This is a genomic window from Spirosoma aureum (genome assembly GCF_011604685.1).
In the GTDB taxonomy this organism is placed as follows: domain Bacteria; phylum Bacteroidota; class Bacteroidia; order Cytophagales; family Spirosomataceae; genus Spirosoma; species Spirosoma aureum.
Genome location: NZ_CP050063.1, coordinates 8,662,164 through 8,678,010, shown reverse-complemented (window position 1 = coordinate 8,678,010; position 15,847 = coordinate 8,662,164). Strand labels below are relative to the sequence as shown.

The 15,847-nt window shown below is 47.0% G+C and carries 22 protein-coding genes; 10 read left to right on the top strand and 12 right to left on the bottom strand.

All coding sequences use genetic code 11. The features are described from left to right. Positions 1-238 precede the first annotated feature (238 nt). The 3 genes from G8759_RS34755 to G8759_RS34745 form a co-directional block, all read right to left on the bottom strand. Positions 239-940 (bottom strand): porin family protein, encoded by a 702-nt coding sequence (locus tag G8759_RS34755; RefSeq protein ID WP_167218291.1) that lies wholly within the window; start codon positions 938-940, stop codon positions 239-241. A 212-nt stretch (positions 941-1,152) separates the two neighbouring features. After that, complete coding sequence (locus G8759_RS34750) at positions 1,153-1,569, bottom strand: hypothetical protein (RefSeq protein ID WP_232074066.1); 417 nt, start codon at positions 1,567-1,569, stop codon at positions 1,153-1,155. A 27-nt stretch (positions 1,570-1,596) separates the two neighbouring features. Continuing rightward, positions 1,597-2,193 (bottom strand): RNA polymerase sigma factor, encoded by a 597-nt coding sequence (locus G8759_RS34745; RefSeq protein ID WP_167218289.1) that lies wholly within the window; start codon positions 2,191-2,193, stop codon positions 1,597-1,599. A gap of 327 nt (positions 2,194-2,520) precedes the next feature. Here G8759_RS34745 and G8759_RS34740 point away from each other — a divergent pair, with 327 nt between their 5' ends. Next, positions 2,521-2,817, top strand: a complete 297-nt coding sequence (locus G8759_RS34740) for a hypothetical protein (protein WP_167218287.1) — start codon at positions 2,521-2,523, stop codon at positions 2,815-2,817. Between the two features lie 145 nt (positions 2,818-2,962). Continuing rightward, positions 2,963-3,337 (top strand): hypothetical protein, encoded by a 375-nt coding sequence (locus G8759_RS34735; RefSeq protein WP_167218285.1) that lies wholly within the window; start codon positions 2,963-2,965, stop codon positions 3,335-3,337. Positions 3,338-3,466: 129 nt separating this feature from the next. Here the strand turns inward: G8759_RS34735 and G8759_RS34730 are convergent, their stop codons facing one another. Genes G8759_RS34730 through G8759_RS34715 form a run of 4 tightly spaced genes read right to left on the bottom strand, consistent with a single transcriptional unit; the run spans position 3,467 to position 5,175 of the window. After that, positions 3,467-3,787, bottom strand: coding sequence for a hypothetical protein (locus tag G8759_RS34730; RefSeq protein ID WP_232074065.1), 321 nt, complete (start codon positions 3,785-3,787; stop codon positions 3,467-3,469). 12 nt (positions 3,788-3,799) lie between these two features. Further along, complete coding sequence (locus tag G8759_RS34725) at positions 3,800-4,342, bottom strand: hypothetical protein (RefSeq protein ID WP_167218283.1); 543 nt, start codon at positions 4,340-4,342, stop codon at positions 3,800-3,802. Further along, the gene (locus G8759_RS34720; RefSeq protein WP_167218281.1) at positions 4,339-4,881 is read right to left on the bottom strand and encodes a hypothetical protein; all 543 of its coding nucleotides are present in this window, start codon (positions 4,879-4,881) and stop codon (positions 4,339-4,341) included. The genes G8759_RS34725 and G8759_RS34720 overlap by 4 nt, the downstream gene beginning before the upstream one ends. A 3-nt stretch (positions 4,882-4,884) precedes the next feature. Then, positions 4,885-5,175 carry a hypothetical protein gene (locus G8759_RS34715; protein ID WP_167218279.1) on the bottom strand — a complete coding sequence of 97 codons (291 nt, stop codon included), beginning with the start codon at positions 5,173-5,175 and terminating at the stop codon, positions 4,885-4,887. Positions 5,176-5,453: 278 nt separating this feature from the next. Here G8759_RS34715 and G8759_RS34710 point away from each other — a divergent pair, with 278 nt between their 5' ends. Beyond that, a complete protein-coding gene (locus tag G8759_RS34710; RefSeq protein ID WP_167218277.1) occupies positions 5,454-5,936 on the top strand; it encodes a DUF3592 domain-containing protein in 483 nt (160 codons plus the stop codon). A 63-nt stretch (positions 5,937-5,999) separates the two neighbouring features. Next, positions 6,000-6,308 carry a hypothetical protein gene (locus G8759_RS34705; RefSeq protein WP_167218275.1) on the top strand — a complete coding sequence of 103 codons (309 nt, stop codon included), beginning with the start codon at positions 6,000-6,002 and terminating at the stop codon, positions 6,306-6,308. Positions 6,309-6,313: 5 nt separating this feature from the next. Here G8759_RS34705 and G8759_RS34700 read toward each other — a convergent pair whose 3' ends face one another. From G8759_RS34700 to G8759_RS34680, 5 genes are all read right to left on the bottom strand, one after another. Next, a complete protein-coding gene (locus G8759_RS34700) occupies positions 6,314-7,498 on the bottom strand; it encodes a DUF748 domain-containing protein (protein WP_167218273.1) in 1,185 nt (394 codons plus the stop codon). A gap of 183 nt (positions 7,499-7,681) precedes the next feature. Continuing rightward, the gene (locus G8759_RS34695; protein ID WP_167218270.1) at positions 7,682-8,461 is read right to left on the bottom strand and encodes a pentapeptide repeat-containing protein; all 780 of its coding nucleotides are present in this window, start codon (positions 8,459-8,461) and stop codon (positions 7,682-7,684) included. Positions 8,462-8,718: 257 nt separating this feature from the next. Then, complete coding sequence (locus tag G8759_RS34690) at positions 8,719-9,066, bottom strand: hypothetical protein (protein WP_162391188.1); 348 nt, start codon at positions 9,064-9,066, stop codon at positions 8,719-8,721. Between the two features lie 39 nt (positions 9,067-9,105). After that, entirely contained in the window at positions 9,106-9,924 is an 819-nt protein-coding gene (locus tag G8759_RS34685; RefSeq protein WP_167218268.1) for a PD-(D/E)XK nuclease-like domain-containing protein, read from the bottom strand. Positions 9,925-10,030: 106 nt separating this feature from the next. Next, on the bottom strand, positions 10,031-10,690 hold the full coding sequence (locus tag G8759_RS34680) for a hypothetical protein (RefSeq protein WP_167218266.1): 660 nt from the start codon (positions 10,688-10,690) through the stop codon (positions 10,031-10,033). 255 nt (positions 10,691-10,945) lie between these two features. Between G8759_RS34680 and G8759_RS34675 the strand changes: the two genes are divergently transcribed. The 6 genes from G8759_RS34675 (at position 10,946) to G8759_RS34650 (ending at position 15,748) form a co-directional block, all read left to right on the top strand. Then, positions 10,946-11,338: a helix-turn-helix transcriptional regulator gene (locus G8759_RS34675; protein ID WP_167218264.1), complete on the top strand. Its 393-nt coding sequence runs from the start codon at positions 10,946-10,948 to the stop codon at positions 11,336-11,338. A gap of 84 nt (positions 11,339-11,422) precedes the next feature. Beyond that, the gene (locus tag G8759_RS34670) at positions 11,423-11,899 is read left to right on the top strand and encodes a hypothetical protein (RefSeq protein WP_167218262.1); all 477 of its coding nucleotides are present in this window, start codon (positions 11,423-11,425) and stop codon (positions 11,897-11,899) included. Positions 11,900-12,060: 161 nt separating this feature from the next. Continuing rightward, positions 12,061-13,056, top strand: a complete 996-nt coding sequence (locus G8759_RS34665; RefSeq protein WP_167218260.1) for a mevalonate kinase family protein — start codon at positions 12,061-12,063, stop codon at positions 13,054-13,056. A gap of 87 nt (positions 13,057-13,143) precedes the next feature. Next, positions 13,144-14,010, top strand: a complete 867-nt coding sequence (galU, locus tag G8759_RS34660) for a UTP--glucose-1-phosphate uridylyltransferase GalU (protein WP_162391182.1) — start codon at positions 13,144-13,146, stop codon at positions 14,008-14,010. Positions 14,011-14,121: 111 nt separating this feature from the next. Continuing rightward, entirely contained in the window at positions 14,122-14,823 is a 702-nt protein-coding gene (locus tag G8759_RS34655) for a 3-keto-disaccharide hydrolase (RefSeq protein ID WP_167218258.1), read from the top strand. 52 nt (positions 14,824-14,875) lie between these two features. Next, the gene (locus G8759_RS34650) at positions 14,876-15,748 is read left to right on the top strand and encodes a hydroxypyruvate isomerase family protein (protein ID WP_162391180.1); all 873 of its coding nucleotides are present in this window, start codon (positions 14,876-14,878) and stop codon (positions 15,746-15,748) included. Positions 15,749-15,847 lie beyond the last annotated feature (99 nt).

The window sequence follows — 15,847 nt, the reverse complement described above, 5'->3', positions numbered from 1 at the left end:
GAAAAAAGTTTCATAGACGTGTACGTAATAAAAGCCTATACGCTCGTACAGGCTGAATGGATTTCGGCGAATTAAAAAAAGATTAAAATTGTATCCAGTGGCCTTTTGATGTACTTATTTTTCGATTAAAAGGAGTGATTTTAAGTGTACTAACGGATAACTATTTTCTAAAGGCCAATAAAAAAGCTTCGCTGTCTGAACAGCGAAGCTTTTTTATTGGCATGCTTTTTCGGTGGCTCTACCGCCGATACCGACTACGATATTCAGGACCAACACCAAAACCATAGCCCAGGGTTAAGGTAATTGTCGAATTGTATATGTTTTGGCCTCCAATGCCACCTGAGATTGGCTGGCTTGTTACATCAGCCAGGCCATAGGTGTACCGAGCATCGATCAAAAAACGTTGCCGTTCACCCAGACCAGGGAAGTTTAGCTGAAAACCGGCAAATAAGCCAAGATCGGGATTATTGAACGCTTCTGAGTTCGTTACATCGGGCTGGGTTGATCCGCCGATCTTTTGATTGACTCGTTTGGCGCTTAATGGTATCGCCAGCGTTGGACCGAAGAAAATATTAGGCCGGAAATTGCCGCTCAATGTCAGAAAGTAGCGTAATGCCACCGGAATTTCCAGATAATTAATTTGCTGTTTCAGTTCAACGGGTACGTTTCCTGGGTTGACTCCCGTGAATTTACCACCGCGCTGAGAATATAATACGTCGGCGGAGATGCCGAAGTGATTTAATGAACTGTACATCAGAAAAGCCCCTGCTACAAGACCAGGAGTCATTTTGTAGCCGTCCACATCACCCCGCAATGTGGATAAATTCAAGCCAACGCGCGGCCCTGCGCTGAAACGTTGCTGTGCGTAAGTAGTTGATAAGCAAGTTAAAAGGGCTACGCATGGAATGGCGAGTGAACGTAGCGAAATTGAGCGAAACATAGACTATAGAATGAGTTGTTATGCCGGGTTAACGTCCTAACTTTCCTAAATGTTTTACTCTATTAAACTACTTCTTATGTTCCGGTTTTACATATCCGACCTAAGATGGGGTTTTATTGAGAATTAACTGTAAAAATTCATGAGCGTTTTCACTCGATAAACTATTTTTTCTTTCTTTTCTGACGAACATGATCTCGCTCATCGGCCTATCTTCAATGATAAGAATAGGCTTGAAGAGGTGCCATCTGCGAGTTTATGTGCCTGATTTGTAGTGTCGTTTTAGGTTTGTTATTCGGTTTCTGTCTGGTCGGATGCTTGGCTACAACGAATATGATATAAATGGCTACGGCCAGCATAAGCAGAATGGCAGCAGAAGTTGTGGCTATCCACAGCGGCCAAAGCCTTTTTTTCGTCGCCGATGCGTGAATACGCTCTTGAAGCGCATCTCGTAGGTTCGCTAGTTGTTGTGTTGTTGGTGTGGCGGTTTGCTGCATCGCTTCTAAACCGGCCAGGGCATCGGCATAGAAGGGGTCTTCGAGCAGTAACCGCTCGACCCGGTGCCGGGCAGGACCATTCAGCCGTCCGGCCTGATAGGCTCGCAAATCGTCAAAGGTCAATTGGTCATTCATGTTGGTAAGGCAAACAGGCGTTCCAGATTACTTGCTCATACAAAGTTTCAGCATTCGTCGGCCGTTTTGCAAATAACTTTTCACTTGCTTGAGGTCATATCCCGTCAGGTCAGCGACTTCCACATAACTTTTTTGGTCAAGATAAAATAAAGTCAGGCATGTGCGCTGTTCGCTCGGTAACGTTTGAAGACACGCTTCCATTCGGCTGAGATCTTCTTCAAGATCAAGCGTTCGGTTGTCCGACTCATCCGTTATAGTTGCCGTAACCGGATTATCGTCCATATCATTGTCTGCGGTTAGGCCGGTTAGCTGAACTGCTTTCGGGTGTGCCTGATTTTTGCGTAACTGCATCAGGCAGTAGTTCCTGGCAACACTGTGTAGCCACGACTGAAACTGTTGTACATCATGTTTGCGCAGATCCGTAATTAACTGCTCAAAAAGGTGCATAACGGCATCTTTAGCTTCGTCTTCGTCGCGCAGATAGTTATAACAGACGGCATAGACCAGTTCCATATGTCGTTCATACAACTCCCCAAGCACGGATAAATCACCCGTGGCGCGGTAAGCCGCAACATACTCCGCATCGGTAGTAAGTCTTGATTTACGAAACCGTTTGAGAAACATAGACCTAGTTGAACGATATAATGCTGTCGATGCCGTCTATTAATTGCACATCTATAAAACGGATGTAATACTGTCCTAAATTCCATACAGGCCTGAAAACTTTCTTTGCTGGATGGTGCGTAGCAGCCATCCGTGACCTAATCCCAAAAAGCTAAACCAACTGCTGGCTTAAGCTCAGAGAAAAAACAGATGAAGAGGGTAAGTGCTAGCTGGTATTTGCCCGGCCCGGTTTCCGAAGGCAAGCCTGAGCACTTGATAGATAACCCGCCTGTGAAATAACCTTCTCGGTATGGCATTCGTTGAGTATAGACACAAATACTCAATGTTATGAAACGGATCGTGTTTAGTACCATCCTGTTATGCGCTGGCTTAACAGCTAGCGTCTACGCGCAAAGTAATCAGTCGCCGACCTTACAACAGACTACATCGACGGAGGATAATCGGCAGGCCAATCCGCCTAAACCAAGGCTAAAAAAGGTAAGTGCCCAGGAGCAGAAAGAACTGGAAAAGGGCATGGACACCACTTTACCCAAGAACCGCACTAAGCCTGACCGGAAGCCACGCCGACTTCGGCCCGATTCACTCCGGCGGGGAGGAGCTACACGTGTAGATACGATTCGGTAACGAAAAGCAACCACATGGTTTGTTCCGACGATCAATTCGTGAACTGCTAACGCAACAGAGCATATATTCCCAAACAGACCCTGGCTAAAACAGTCAAACAAATTAGCTGAAACAGAGTCGTGTTTAGATAAACCAGTAAAACGTTATGATTAAATTGATGATCGGTGCCATACTGATAACGGCCACAACGTTGGCCCAGACGGCCCCACAAGCAGCAAAAAGTAGCTCGACGAAATCCGTATCCGCTTCAACGGCCACCAGGCCATCGAAACAAACGGCGACATCGGCTAAATCGACAACGAAAAGTAACTCTACGTCTACGGCGGCTGATGCCTCCCGGCGTTCCTCGAAACCAATACCAAAGCCGTCGTTAAGTGATAATCTGGAGAGTAAAGACAACGCTATTCCCAGCTATAAGAAAGCGAAGCAGGCCGGGGAGCACAAAGTCAAACCCAAGTTTTCGCCACGCCGAACGGCATCGGGTGCTCGTCCAGACACGATGAATCGCAGGAAACAGTAAGAAAATAATCAGGTAGCGTGGCCTTGTGGTCATGCTACTTTGCTAAAAGCCCTGTAAGGTTTTGTATGGTTAAGAGGACGTAGTTTTTCATGGTACTTGTTGTTTACTCATAAAGCTTACGTTAAAGGTTCAGGACCCAGTTCCGTATCTGGGCAAGCGAACCTGCGAAGAAACCCGACGGACTTTTGCCCATCCCTGGTCGGTTAACGCGTTTAATTGTACAGAACAGAAAATATGGCCAGGGTATCTGCGTAAATGCATTTCGACGGTTGAGTCGTCGAGCCACGTTACGTCTGATGCCGACCAGGGATCGCCATTGAGATTAAACAGCTCAACGTCATCACTGACCCGAATCAGATAAGGTTGATCGACCCAGTGACTCATTTTTACCTCATAGCTACCGATTGCCACTTTAAACGTTTTTTGGGGAGAAAATAGCTCTTCCAGCATAATGGTGTTATACTACTTATTGGTATTGGGATATGTCTGTTGAAACTTGTCGTCGGGTGTTAGTTGATAGATAAGCGTAGCGATTTTGGGTTTACCATCTTCGTCATACGTTTCTGTTTTTACAATTGCTCGTTGCTGTTGCGGAAGCCACCGGGTTTCGGTTTGTGTCATTCCTTCGGCATTGTCATAATACACTTGCAGTTTATCGAGCTGCTGTTGAGTTGATCGATTGACGGTGACGAGCCATCCAATGGTTTCATTCGAATAGAGCCGGCTAAACAGGATAACATATGCCTTGTTGGTAGCAGCCAGCGTATCGGCTTTATAAACGGGCTTTTCTGGTTCATTATCCGTAAAGCTTTTTACATCATCGCGGGTAATGGCCTGATCTGTCGGATTGAACCGTGTGCCTTCGTTCAGCCTGGCTTCCGCGATAAGAATGGTATCGGCAGGGGGGGGTTTGTCTGCCGTGTTAGTGGTCAGTTTGTCGGTCGATTGACAGGCCGAACTGATTAAGCTGGCTGTCAGTACATAGCAAATTGTCGGTAAATTCATTGTAATACAGTAGTTAAGGTGCTCTGGAGTATGGTTTGACTGGTTACTGTATCCAGTTTAAGAATTCGGTTGACCTGACTATCGTCGTCTACTTGACGTTCGGGCACGTAGTAAATTCGTACGATTAACCCGTTTTGGATCGGAAAATGGTGAGCCTCAGCGTTGTGAAACCCGGCCATTTCAACCAGTCGGTGGTAACCAAACTGAACCGTATCTACCCGAAACGATTCATAGCTGTAGCTGCGATGGGTGTCTTTTTGATACCAGTCTTTCCGCCAATAGCCCATTATTTTACCCTCTGACACCTTACATTCAGGAGTCGATAACTTACTGACCAGACGATGGTGGTCCCAGTAAGGCATGACGAGCGTAAATAGAATAAACAGCAGGGTAAATGCCAGCAAACTGTACCGTCCGGAGGGCGAGTTTGTCGCGAGGAAAACGAGGAAGGTGGCTATAAGCAATCCAGCAGAAATTCCCAGAAAGACTCGGTCTATTGGTGGCTGACCCGCTATTGAATAAACGGTCTTGTAAGGCATGTGTCAACGATTGGTATGGCTATTAAAACCTTCAGCTATGACAAAAAAGCCTCGATAATGCTGCATTGAGTCATGAGTTTCCTCACTATTCGGGAGCACACTGGGCAACCATAAGGTTTCGCCCTGAATAATCTGGCAGATAGCCCACACGACAGTAAAAGCCAGTAATGGATAAGCCAGGCAGTATAAAAGGAACCCCATCCAGAACGGCATGCCGCTTTGTTTTACAGGCTGGGTTTTGTAGCCTAACCAGGTTAGTAACGAGGTCCGGAGATTTAAGAAATACAATTTCATTGTAACGACTTTCTGCAAAGGGACGATGTGGTAAACGGTTGTTATTGAGGTGCAAAGTTGGTTCTGACTAAGCTGTTTGGCCAATTTTATCCGTGTAAACAGCACGAATTTGTCAATGAAACGTAGGGGATTGTCAATGAGTCGTTTCGACGGAAAGCCATTCGCGGGCAATGGCGAACGGTTGGTTCGCCAAAAGCAACGTTTCAGGCGATTATGTTTGGTGAAGAGGGGGTATGAGCTGGTTTTTTGTGGTGTAGTTAAACCAGATAAATGTACTCATGAACCCATTTGCCCGAAGGCTAGGCGCCGGATTCGGTCTACTTGGCATCGGTTTATTGACCGGTGCCTTTTTCAGCTATAGAAACATAAGACAATGGCTCAGCGATACCGATAAAGCGACTGGCCGTGTGATCGGTCTCGATAAACGGCAGTCTGTTGATCGTTTCAATGATCGTGATAGTTATTCTACGGCCTATTACCCAGTTGTTCAGTTTAGTGGTCCATCCGGTCAGTCAATCACATTTCGCTCATCGGTTGGGTCGTCGTCGCCCGATTACCAGATTGGCGAGTCAGTATCCGTCTTATATGACCGGCAAAATCCAGATAGTGCCCGAGTTGATGCCTTCATGAGCATTTGGCTGGTGCCGCTGGTTCTGGGTGTTCTTGGCATCGTTTTCATGATCGCAGGCCTTTCACTGTCTTTCTTCAACTCCGTAACCTATGTGTACACAAATGGAGCCTGGCATCGGCATACACCGTAGGAACACTCCTTGTTAACTGGTTAAAGTAGCTTGTTGGGTTTCTATAAATTCATTATCAGTACTATGAATCTTCTGCTAAAATTTATTTTCAGTGCCGCCCTGGCTATAAATGGGTTGATTGGGGTATTTTATTTTATTATGACGTTTTACTCAATACTATTTCCACCAGGGCCTGCCTACAGGAGAGGTGACAGTTTGATTTTTCTGGCAGGCTGTACTGGTATACTGGCGCTGCTGGCCTGGGCTTATTGGCTGACTATGGTTCAGGGAAAAGTTGGGTTCGGCTTTGCTGTTTTAGCGGGATCGTACCTGTGCTGGCTGGGCGTACTGGTTATAGGAATGGTGTTTAGTAAAGGCGGTACCTGGCAATAAATCCGTTAGCGGGCTTTTTCACGTTTGCGTGCCTCCCGCTTTGCCTTGCGTTCAGCCTTGCGCTCTTCTCGTTTCTCTTTTTTTTCAGCTTTGCGTTCGGCCCGCTTCGCTTTGTAATCGTCTTTGAAGTCCTTGACGGCATCCTGCAGGGTAATAGTATTATCGAATTCACCCTTGAAGGCTTCAATATAAGCGTTCCGTAGCACACCGAAGATAGTAGGCCAAATGGCGGTCTTAATTTCTTCAACCGTACCGTTGAGTGGAATTCGTGTTGCCACCTGATCGTGCTTCTGATTCTTAAGCACAGCGGTTCCGGCCTGTGCGACCAGTTCGGTGAAGAATTTTCCAACCGAGCGACCTTCGTGTTCATTGATCTTGAAAATTTTCATGCCTTTTGTCAGCGGCTTCAGGTAACCATTCAGCTTGCTGTCGAGCATGGCCATTTCGCTGTAAACGCTCATCGTTCCCTGTTCAAAGTCGAGGTTGGCATATTCGCGGGCTAGTGGATTGATTTTTACCAGCTGTAAATCGCTAAAACGAAGGTTGTAATCAAAATCCGGGACAACTTTCAACAGGTTCATGTTAGCGCTGAAGGCCATGGAGCCACCATAGCCCGGTACATCGCCCGAAGCCACTACCGGAGAGGGTAGTTTTTTGTCTTTATCCTCCACATTGCGAATGTTTCGGATTTCACCCTGAAATTTTTTGAGGGATAAATCAGCGCGAGGCTGGGTAATTAAACTTGTCAGATTAATCGTGCCGTCGATAACCGCGAATCGGTTTATGCTGATCGGCAGTAATTTTTTCAGGAAAGCTGTCCAGTCGACCTCGGCTCCGGTCTGATTGCTCGCTTCATTGTCACTGAAGGCAAAGTTAAGTTCTGGATTATAACACTCGACTTCGCTTACCAGCCTACCTCGAAACAGTGATTTCCATTCAACGGATAAATCGGTTTTCGGAATAAAAACAAAGGGTTCTTTGATGTTGCCGTTGATCTTGCGAACCCTCAGATCATCGATCTGGTAAGCGCCCCGAATCAGCTGAATATCAATATCTTCGACGTGACCGGTATACCCGCCCATGTCGGCTAGTGTTTTATTGACATACCGCAATACAAAATAAGGCAGCAGTAAGCGGGCGATGATCAGCAGGACAACAAGTGCTAACAGGATCTTTGTAGTGCGTTTCAAAACGTTGCGTAGTTGATATAACGTTTTGATAAACAAGCAATCTGGCTGATTGTTAGTTGATATGAAAAGGCAATTAGGTAATCAAGGCCATCCGAATGATTGGACAATTGAGGTTTTAAACCTTTCCAGCCAGTCGCAATAGATCCCCTGATTACCCAATTCTCTTCACTTGACAATTATCGACTACCGGCCATTCGGTGAAAATTTCCGACCGTCCAGTGTAGTGTATTTAAAGTCGGTTGATCCTTCGAAACGGGCGTCATCGAAGTTCGTCCCACGTGGCAGATGGGTATATTTAAAATCAGCGGAGCTGGTGAAGCGAGCCTGCCGAAAATCAACGCTTTCGTCAAATTTTGTGTATTTGAAATCAGCATTTCGTTCAAAAACGACTTTTTGGAATGCCGAAGACTCGTCAAACTTCGTGTACTTGAAGTCAGCATATCCTCTGAAGGTCGATCCGCTGAAGTCGGCGGCATTGTTGAATTTGGCGTATTTGAACAGCGCAATTTCGCGGAAGGTATTGCCCGTAAAAATAGCCCGCTGCTGGAAATGGGAGTATTTGAACGTGGCATCGTCGTCGAAAGTACAATTCTCGATGGTTACGGCTTCGTTAAAATCGGCATTATAGACTGTATTGTTTCGATTGATGAGCCGTCTTTCTTCCGTCTCATCGGTGTGATAAGCAAGAAATTTGCCTTTAAATGTGCAGTTTTTGAATGAGATCGGCGATTCGACGGTACTCAAAAACTCCCGAGAATCGCCTTTCCAACTACCTTCCCTTACTTCCTTCCGATTAGCTAAGTTAGTCAGATCAAGATCGCCGGTTATGGTTGCGTTCTGGTACGAAACGGTTTCCTTACGGTTGATTTTGGCAATTATGTCTTTAGCATCAACGGTCGTTTGGGCTAGCGCGGGGGCTAGTGCGACGACTGTGAGCAGGAGAGAGGTTACGAATGTTTTCATGATGTGATTTCCGGAGTTGTGTTTTGGTAAAGATGCAAATGCCGTTGAGAACGTTGCGTGGGCACAAAAACTATTATACATGGCCGGATCAGCTACACATCCCGGTTGCCCGAAACCTGGCTTGAACTCATTCGGTTTTGATTGTCTTGATTAAACTCGGTTGACTCAATGTACTAAAAAAAAGAACCCGCCAGCTTTTGAGGAAGCTGGCGGTTATTAATGGGGATGATTTCTGCAATCTGAACGTCGTGTAAAGGCTAGTCCAGCCACATAACTTTCTCATATGCAATCTCATAGTCCATTTCTTCGAGCGGAATCAGTTCGGCAAAATGACCCGTTTCATCGGTTCGGACGGCGTTCCAGCAGCCCGACGCATCGCGTAGCAGGAGTCGGTAACCGTATAGTGGATGCAACGTACTGCCATCGGTGCGATGATCCCAACCCGTTTGCAGCTCAATCGCGAACGCGATCCGGTCCATAACCTCATTCATCTGTCCGGCCAGACTATCAACACCGTCCAGTTCTTCAATCCACAGCACTAATCCGTCAGTCCCCCAGTCGAAGTTGAGGGGAGTGGGCGTTAGGGTGATAATGGAAGCGTTCATATCCGTTAAGTTTTTAATGTGTAGTTGCCTGTATGTGTCTCAGGCCGTTTTTAAAAGCATCTGTGCCGGAGATCCGTTGCCGGTCGACAACTGGCTAGTAGTTGCAACAGATTGTTCTTCGCGCCATTTGCGCAGCCAAAAGCGGTATTTTTTTCGGCCGTAGTCCATAAAGCCAGGTATCGACGTGGCATCGACGGCAAAAAGCCGGTGAGGGCGTTGCTTCATCACCCCTATGAACACAAACCGAAATTGACGGGTCGAGGCCCATTCGGCCAATTCGCTATGACGAGCGTCGGCATAGCGGAGGCTGTCGATATAAAAAGCCGCCTGTCGGTCATAATCGTAGGTATAGCACGATTCCAGAAACTGCGATTGCGTGCGCGCCGATGTTGTTTTTATATCGATAACCAGCGCATTCCGGCGTTTTGGACTTGTATAAACCATATCCAGCCTTGCTTTGCAGGCAACACCGGTTGTAGGTTCCGTAAAAAGTACCACCCGTTCCCGCTCCGATTGCCGCAGGTAACGCCGACAGAACGTATCCTGTTTAATGGTACGCATCAGGGTATTTAGCTGCTCCGTTTGCGCTGGCCCCAGCGTATCATGGTCGACCATATCGGGTAGAAATTGCTCCAGTACTGTGCCGACCGTTTCGGGTTCCAGCAGGTGCTGGTGAAAGGCACGTCCAAACACTTTCGTCTTTTCGGGGATAAACCGCGCCGACGGAACCGACCAATAGCCCAGATGCTCTTCTTTGAGTCGAGTCAAATCGGAATTCGATACGCGCATCAGAGCGCGATAATCGTCGCCGGGGCTAAGGAGCGGCTGTGGTATGGTGATTAGCTGTTGAGAAATCATTCAGAATGGTTGATTGGATACTGTAAATGAGGTGATTGAGTGATTTATGGCAAATGCTGAGGCACGATTTACCATAAATCACTCAATCACCTCTTGCAAAGGCGTACTAGACTTGTCCAACTGGCAGTAGCCGAAGGTCGGCTTCGTCAGCTTCTTCGGTTAGATTAGCGAATGGGTTATAGTAGTTCATTGCCGTCTTGATGTTGGCAATATCGGTCAGGGTTTCCTGCCGGAAGATTTTGACGTCAGCCGCGAACTGTTTCAATTCGCTGGTTTTCTCGACATCACCCATTTTATAGGAGAACGTGGCAATGTAATAGACGCCTTTAGGTTGAATTTTAGCGTTCTCCTTCTTTTCGGCAACAGCCGTAATGACCACATCGGCCAGCGTCAGGTCGTCGTAATAGAGTGGTTCGATGAGCCGAAAAATATTGTCGACCGAGTATCCGTGAAAAAGGACCGCCGAAACACAGTTTTTATCGTCGATAAAAAAGATTTCCGCCCAGTTTTTGGTACCCATGTTCAGAATGTTGTCGGTAAAGATCCGCCAGGCGATCGGCTGAAAGGTCAATGTGCGTCCTAACTTCTCGGTGCCGTTGATGTTAAACACACCCTCTTTGGCATCAAATCGATACTGACGCGGGTGTCCCTCCAGATATTTATACTTATTTATGACCTCATTTGTGAGTTCATGAATCTTTTGATACGGTTTCAGGGCGTTACCGCTTTGATTTGTCTCGATTTGGCTTTTGTTTTGTGTGTTCATTAGTATTTGTTGTTTACTGTTCAAGCAGGGGGCCCATTTTGCGGTCCCTTTTGCCTTTTTAAAGGAGGTGTTTACTGGTTTAAAATTACACAGTTTTGCGTAAAAAGCAAACCCATTCTGTAAGTATTTTTAAACGGTATTCGTGTCGGAAATGAGCTTGTCTTGGCCTGTTTTCTGCGTGTTTGCTCCACTAATTCATAGGCGTTGCCTTTGGTTGAATTTTTACATGGATTTGTGTAAAATCTACCCTTTTCTATGACTATCCATCTTCGTTTGCAGCAGCTGATCGATACGCTTGATATCAGTGTACTTGAATTTGCCCGGCAGTTGGGCGAGCATCGGGGCGAAAAAGTTTATCATATTTTGCATGGCCGCCTGAAACCACGCTTCGATACGCTCGAAAAAATTCTGGTAGCCTACCCTCAGGTTAATGGCGACTGGCTATTGAGGGGAGAAGGCATGATGTTTAAAGCCCTTAATTCACCATCGGCTGCCATTACAACCGAAGAGCGATTGAGAAACGTGGAGTTTTTACTTTTTCAGCTTAATGAACGCATGGCGTTACTGCAGCAGACAAACGACCAATTAATGGCCGAACTATTGACTCTAAAAAGCCAGTCGATAGCCGGGTTTAAAACAAACCAATAGCTGTAGCCTTTGCGGCTGCCTGTTTCGCCTGACTAAACAACCTAATGCCATTTCGGGTTATATGTTGAAAAAACACGTAACGTTATGGCAACGACATCACCATTCGATCCCGATAAAGTTGATCCCGAGTTCTATTCGCATGACCCTAACCAGCATGGTGACTCTGATTATGGTCGCGAATCGGAAGGCGTCGGTACAAATGCCTACAAAGACTCAACGTCGGGTATGGACATGGATACCGAAAATATGGAAATTACCCACGATACGCGCGAGGCTAATCTCGGTGTAGGCCGTGTGGGTGAACCGAAAGGCGATAAATACGGAACCACGGAAGAGTGGGACATAGAGCCTGAACTGATTAACGATCCGAAGAAGCCCGAAAGTAAAATGATAAGCGACGAAGCGGCTGACAAACTAAGCCAGGTAGCCGAAAATCCGTCGGATGATGCACTATTTCACCGGGCAGATGCCACATACCTCGAAGAAGGCGATAACCCCAATGAGGGCTATGATCCGCACAATGTCGGCTATGATGGCAAAGACAAGTCGAATTCACAATAAGTCTGATAGTACAGTGATTCAACCAAGGGAGCGATCGGTTATTGACCGATCGCTCTTTTTATTGATGGGGTAAATGGTTATATCGCCGTTATGAACAGAATTCTTTTGTAAACTTGCTTTTCAATTAAAAAGTCGCCGGGTAAATTGCCCGCCCCACAGTCTTGCTTATCGAAACCCGTGCCTATGCCCGGGCGGGCCTGCTTGGCAACCCGTCTGATGGCTTTTTTGGCAAAACCATTGCCATTACCGTTCGCAACTTCGGTGCGTCCGTAACGCTTTATCCATCGCCGGAGCTGACTATTGAAGCGCAACCGCAGGATACAAACGTTTTCCGGAGCCTTCATCACCTGCGCGATGCCGTTAGTACGCTCGGCTATCATGGCGGTGTTCCTCTGTTGAAAGCAGCCATCAAAAAATTCGCTGAATATTGCGAAAGCGAACAGATCCGGTTGCCGAATCAGAATTTTTCGATTCGCTACAGCACATCTATTCCACGACAGGTTGGGCTTTCTGGCTCCAGCGCGATTATCGTCGCTACGTTTCGGGCGTTGATGCAGTTCTATAATGTCGAGATTCCGTTGCCGATTCTGCCTAATCTGGTACTAGCAACTGAGGCCGACGAACTGGGCATCACGGCTGGCTTGCAGGATCGTGTTATTCAGTGTTATGAGGGTTGTGTTTACATGGATTTTGACCGGGAAACGATGGAGCGCCAGGGCCACGGTCAATACGAACCGATCGATCCACACCAACTGCCTAAGCTGTACATCGCCTACAATACCGATCTCGGTAAACAATCGGGACGGGTCCATAACGATGTGCGGTCGCGTTGGTTGAAAGGAGAGCCTCTTGTCGTCGAAACGATGAGCTCGATTGCCGATGTTGCCCGCCAGGGCCGGGAAGCCTTACTTGGGCAGGATATCAAATCATTAAACGAGCTGGTCAACCGTAACTTCGACCTGCGCGCTCAGATTTATACGATCAGCGACAGCAACCGGAGCCTGATCGAAACGGCACGTGCCTGCGGAGCTTCAGCGTCTTTTACCGGTTCGGGTGGTTCAATTATTGGCCTCTACCGCGACGATGCCATGCTCAACCGGCTCTTTATCGAACTCAGAAAAGTGAATGCCCGCGTTATAAAGCCTTATGTAGTTTAATTGTGAATGAGCCAATGAGTGATTGAGTGAAAATATATGCGTCAGCTGTTCACTCAATCACTCATTGGCTCATTCACTCATTCAAAAATGATAAAGAAAGCCGTTATCCCCGCTGCCGGACTTGGAACCCGGTTTCTACCTGCCACCAAGGCTCAACCTAAAGAAATGCTGCCGATCATCGACCGACCTACGATTCAGTATGTTGTTCAGGAGGCTGTCGATTCGGGTATCGAAGATATTCTGATTATTACCGGGAAAGGTAAACGCGCCATTGAAGACCATTTCGATCGCAACTTTGAACTCGAAACCCGGCTTGAAGAAAAAGAAGATCAGTTGCTTCTGGACGAGATGCGCCGGTTGTCGGACATGGCCAATCTCCATTACGTTCGTCAGCGTGAACTGAATGGCCTTGGTGATGCCATTCGGTATGCCAAGCATCATGTGGGTAACGAACCCTTTGCTGTTCTCCTGGGCGACACCATCATGGACTCGGTGATTCCGGTTACGCAGCAATTGATCGATACGTATGCGCAATATGGCGGATCGGTAATTGCCGTTGAAGAAGTGCCCCACGATAAGGTTAATCGCTATGGAATTGTTGGCGGCAAACCGTTGAATAACAGGATTCTGGAACTGACAACGCTCGTAGAAAAACCAGCTATTAATGAAGCGCCATCGAACCTGGCCATTGCCGGCCGTTATGTACTGACACCGGAGATTTTTACCATGCTGGAGCAGACACCAGTTGGAAAAAATAACGAAATTCAACTGACCGATGCGCTTCTATTGTTGCTTAAACGCGAGAATCTCTATGCGCATCGGATCGAAGGAAAACGCCACGACATTGGCAACAAGCTTGATTTTCTGAAAACAACCGTTGAGTTTGCGCTTAAACGGCCAGAGTTCGCCGATAAGTTTCGGGCATTTCTGAAGGAGATTGTTGGTAACGATTGAGGTATTTTTTTACGGCCAATGCCTTTTGGTATACAGTGGTATGTCACGACAGATTGTCGTTGTTTTTTCGTTAATAGTTTGTTTCAGTAAAATTCAACCAATTCATTTATCATGAACTACCTGCGCTTATCTGCGGGCCTGCTGGCCCTCGCGCTAACCTTTAACATACAGGCCGAAAATCTTCCGGGAAAGGGGAAGTGGGAGACGCTTTTTGATGGCAAGGATCTTAAAGGATGGCATACATACCTTAAATCAGGTCAGCCTGTTTCCGACAAGTGGGGTATTGACGATGGTGCTATTCACCTGAAAGCAGGAGGTGCCGGAGATCTTGTAACGGACAAAGAATACGGCGATTTTGAACTGGAAATAGAGTGGAAAATTGCCGAAGGCGGCAACAGTGGCATTATTTTCCACGTTCATGAAGATCCTCAGTTTAAGGCTACCTACCAGACTGGTCCTGAAATGCAGGTTCTGGATAACGAACGTCATCCAGATGCCAAACAAGGGCGCGACGGCAACCGGACGGCGGGGTCGCTTTATGACCTCCAGAAACCAGTTACGCCTGGTGCTGCCAAACCTGCTGGCGAGTGGAACAAAGCCCGACTGGTTATTCATAACGGGAAAGCCGAACAATATCTAAACGGTAAAAAAACAGCCGAATACCCCACCAGCGGCCCGGAATGGGACAAAATGGTATCGGAAAGCAAGTTTAAAGGATGGCCGGGCTTTGGTAAATATTCTACCGGCCACATTGCCTTACAGGACCACGGCAACAAGGTTTGGTACCGCAACATCCGGATTCGCGAATTATAATTATTGCAGAAATGCAATACCTTGCGTTTCTGCAACTAAATCCTAAACCACTATGACCACCCGCCGAACGGCCTTGAAAACCCTGACTGGTAGCGCACTGGCGCTGTCGTTGACCGATTCTTTAGCTACTTCTATGACTCAATCCGACGCTGCGGCTCCCATGCTGAAGGGCCGTATTAACCACTCGGTTTGCCGGTGGTGTTATAGCAAAATCCCGCTGGATGATCTTTGCAAAGCGGCTAAAGAGATGGGGATCACATCCATCGACCTGACCGGACCTAATGAATGGCCCGTATTGAAAAAACACGGCCTGACATCGGCGTTGCCGCAGGGAGCAGGAAAGGGTATTCCTGATGGATTTAACGATCCTAAATTCCACGACGAGCTGGTAGCCAGTTATGAGGCTATTTTTCCCAAGCTTAAAGAAGCAGGATTAAACACTGTGATTTGTTTTTCAGGAAATCGCCGGGGCATGAGCAACGAACAGGGCCTCGAGAACTGCGCGGTGGGCCTGAAACGCCTGATGCCAAGTGCTGAGAAACATGGTATTACCATGATCATGGAACTGCTCAACAGTAAAGTCGATCATAAAGATTACATGTGTGATCATACCGCCTGGGGCGTAGATCTGTGTAAACGCGTCGGTTCCGATAATTTCAAGTTGCTGTACGATATTTACCATATGCAGATCATGGAGGGCGACATCATTCGTACCATCCGTGAGCATAGTAAATACATTGGTCATTATCACACGGGCGGCAATCCTGGCCGAAATGAGATCGATGAAACGCAGGAGCTTTACTATCCGGCAATTATGAAGGCCATCGTGGATACAGGGTTCAAGGGCTATGTAGCCCAGGAGTTTATTCCGAAACGCGATCCGCTAACGAGCCTGAAAGAGGCCGTTCTGCTGTGTGATGTGTAGCGGGTAACCACGAAACGAGTTAAACTGGTAAAGATAGGGTTGGGTAAATGGGCCAAAAATCAGGAACCATTTACCCAATTCCTTTATTTACCCAATTAT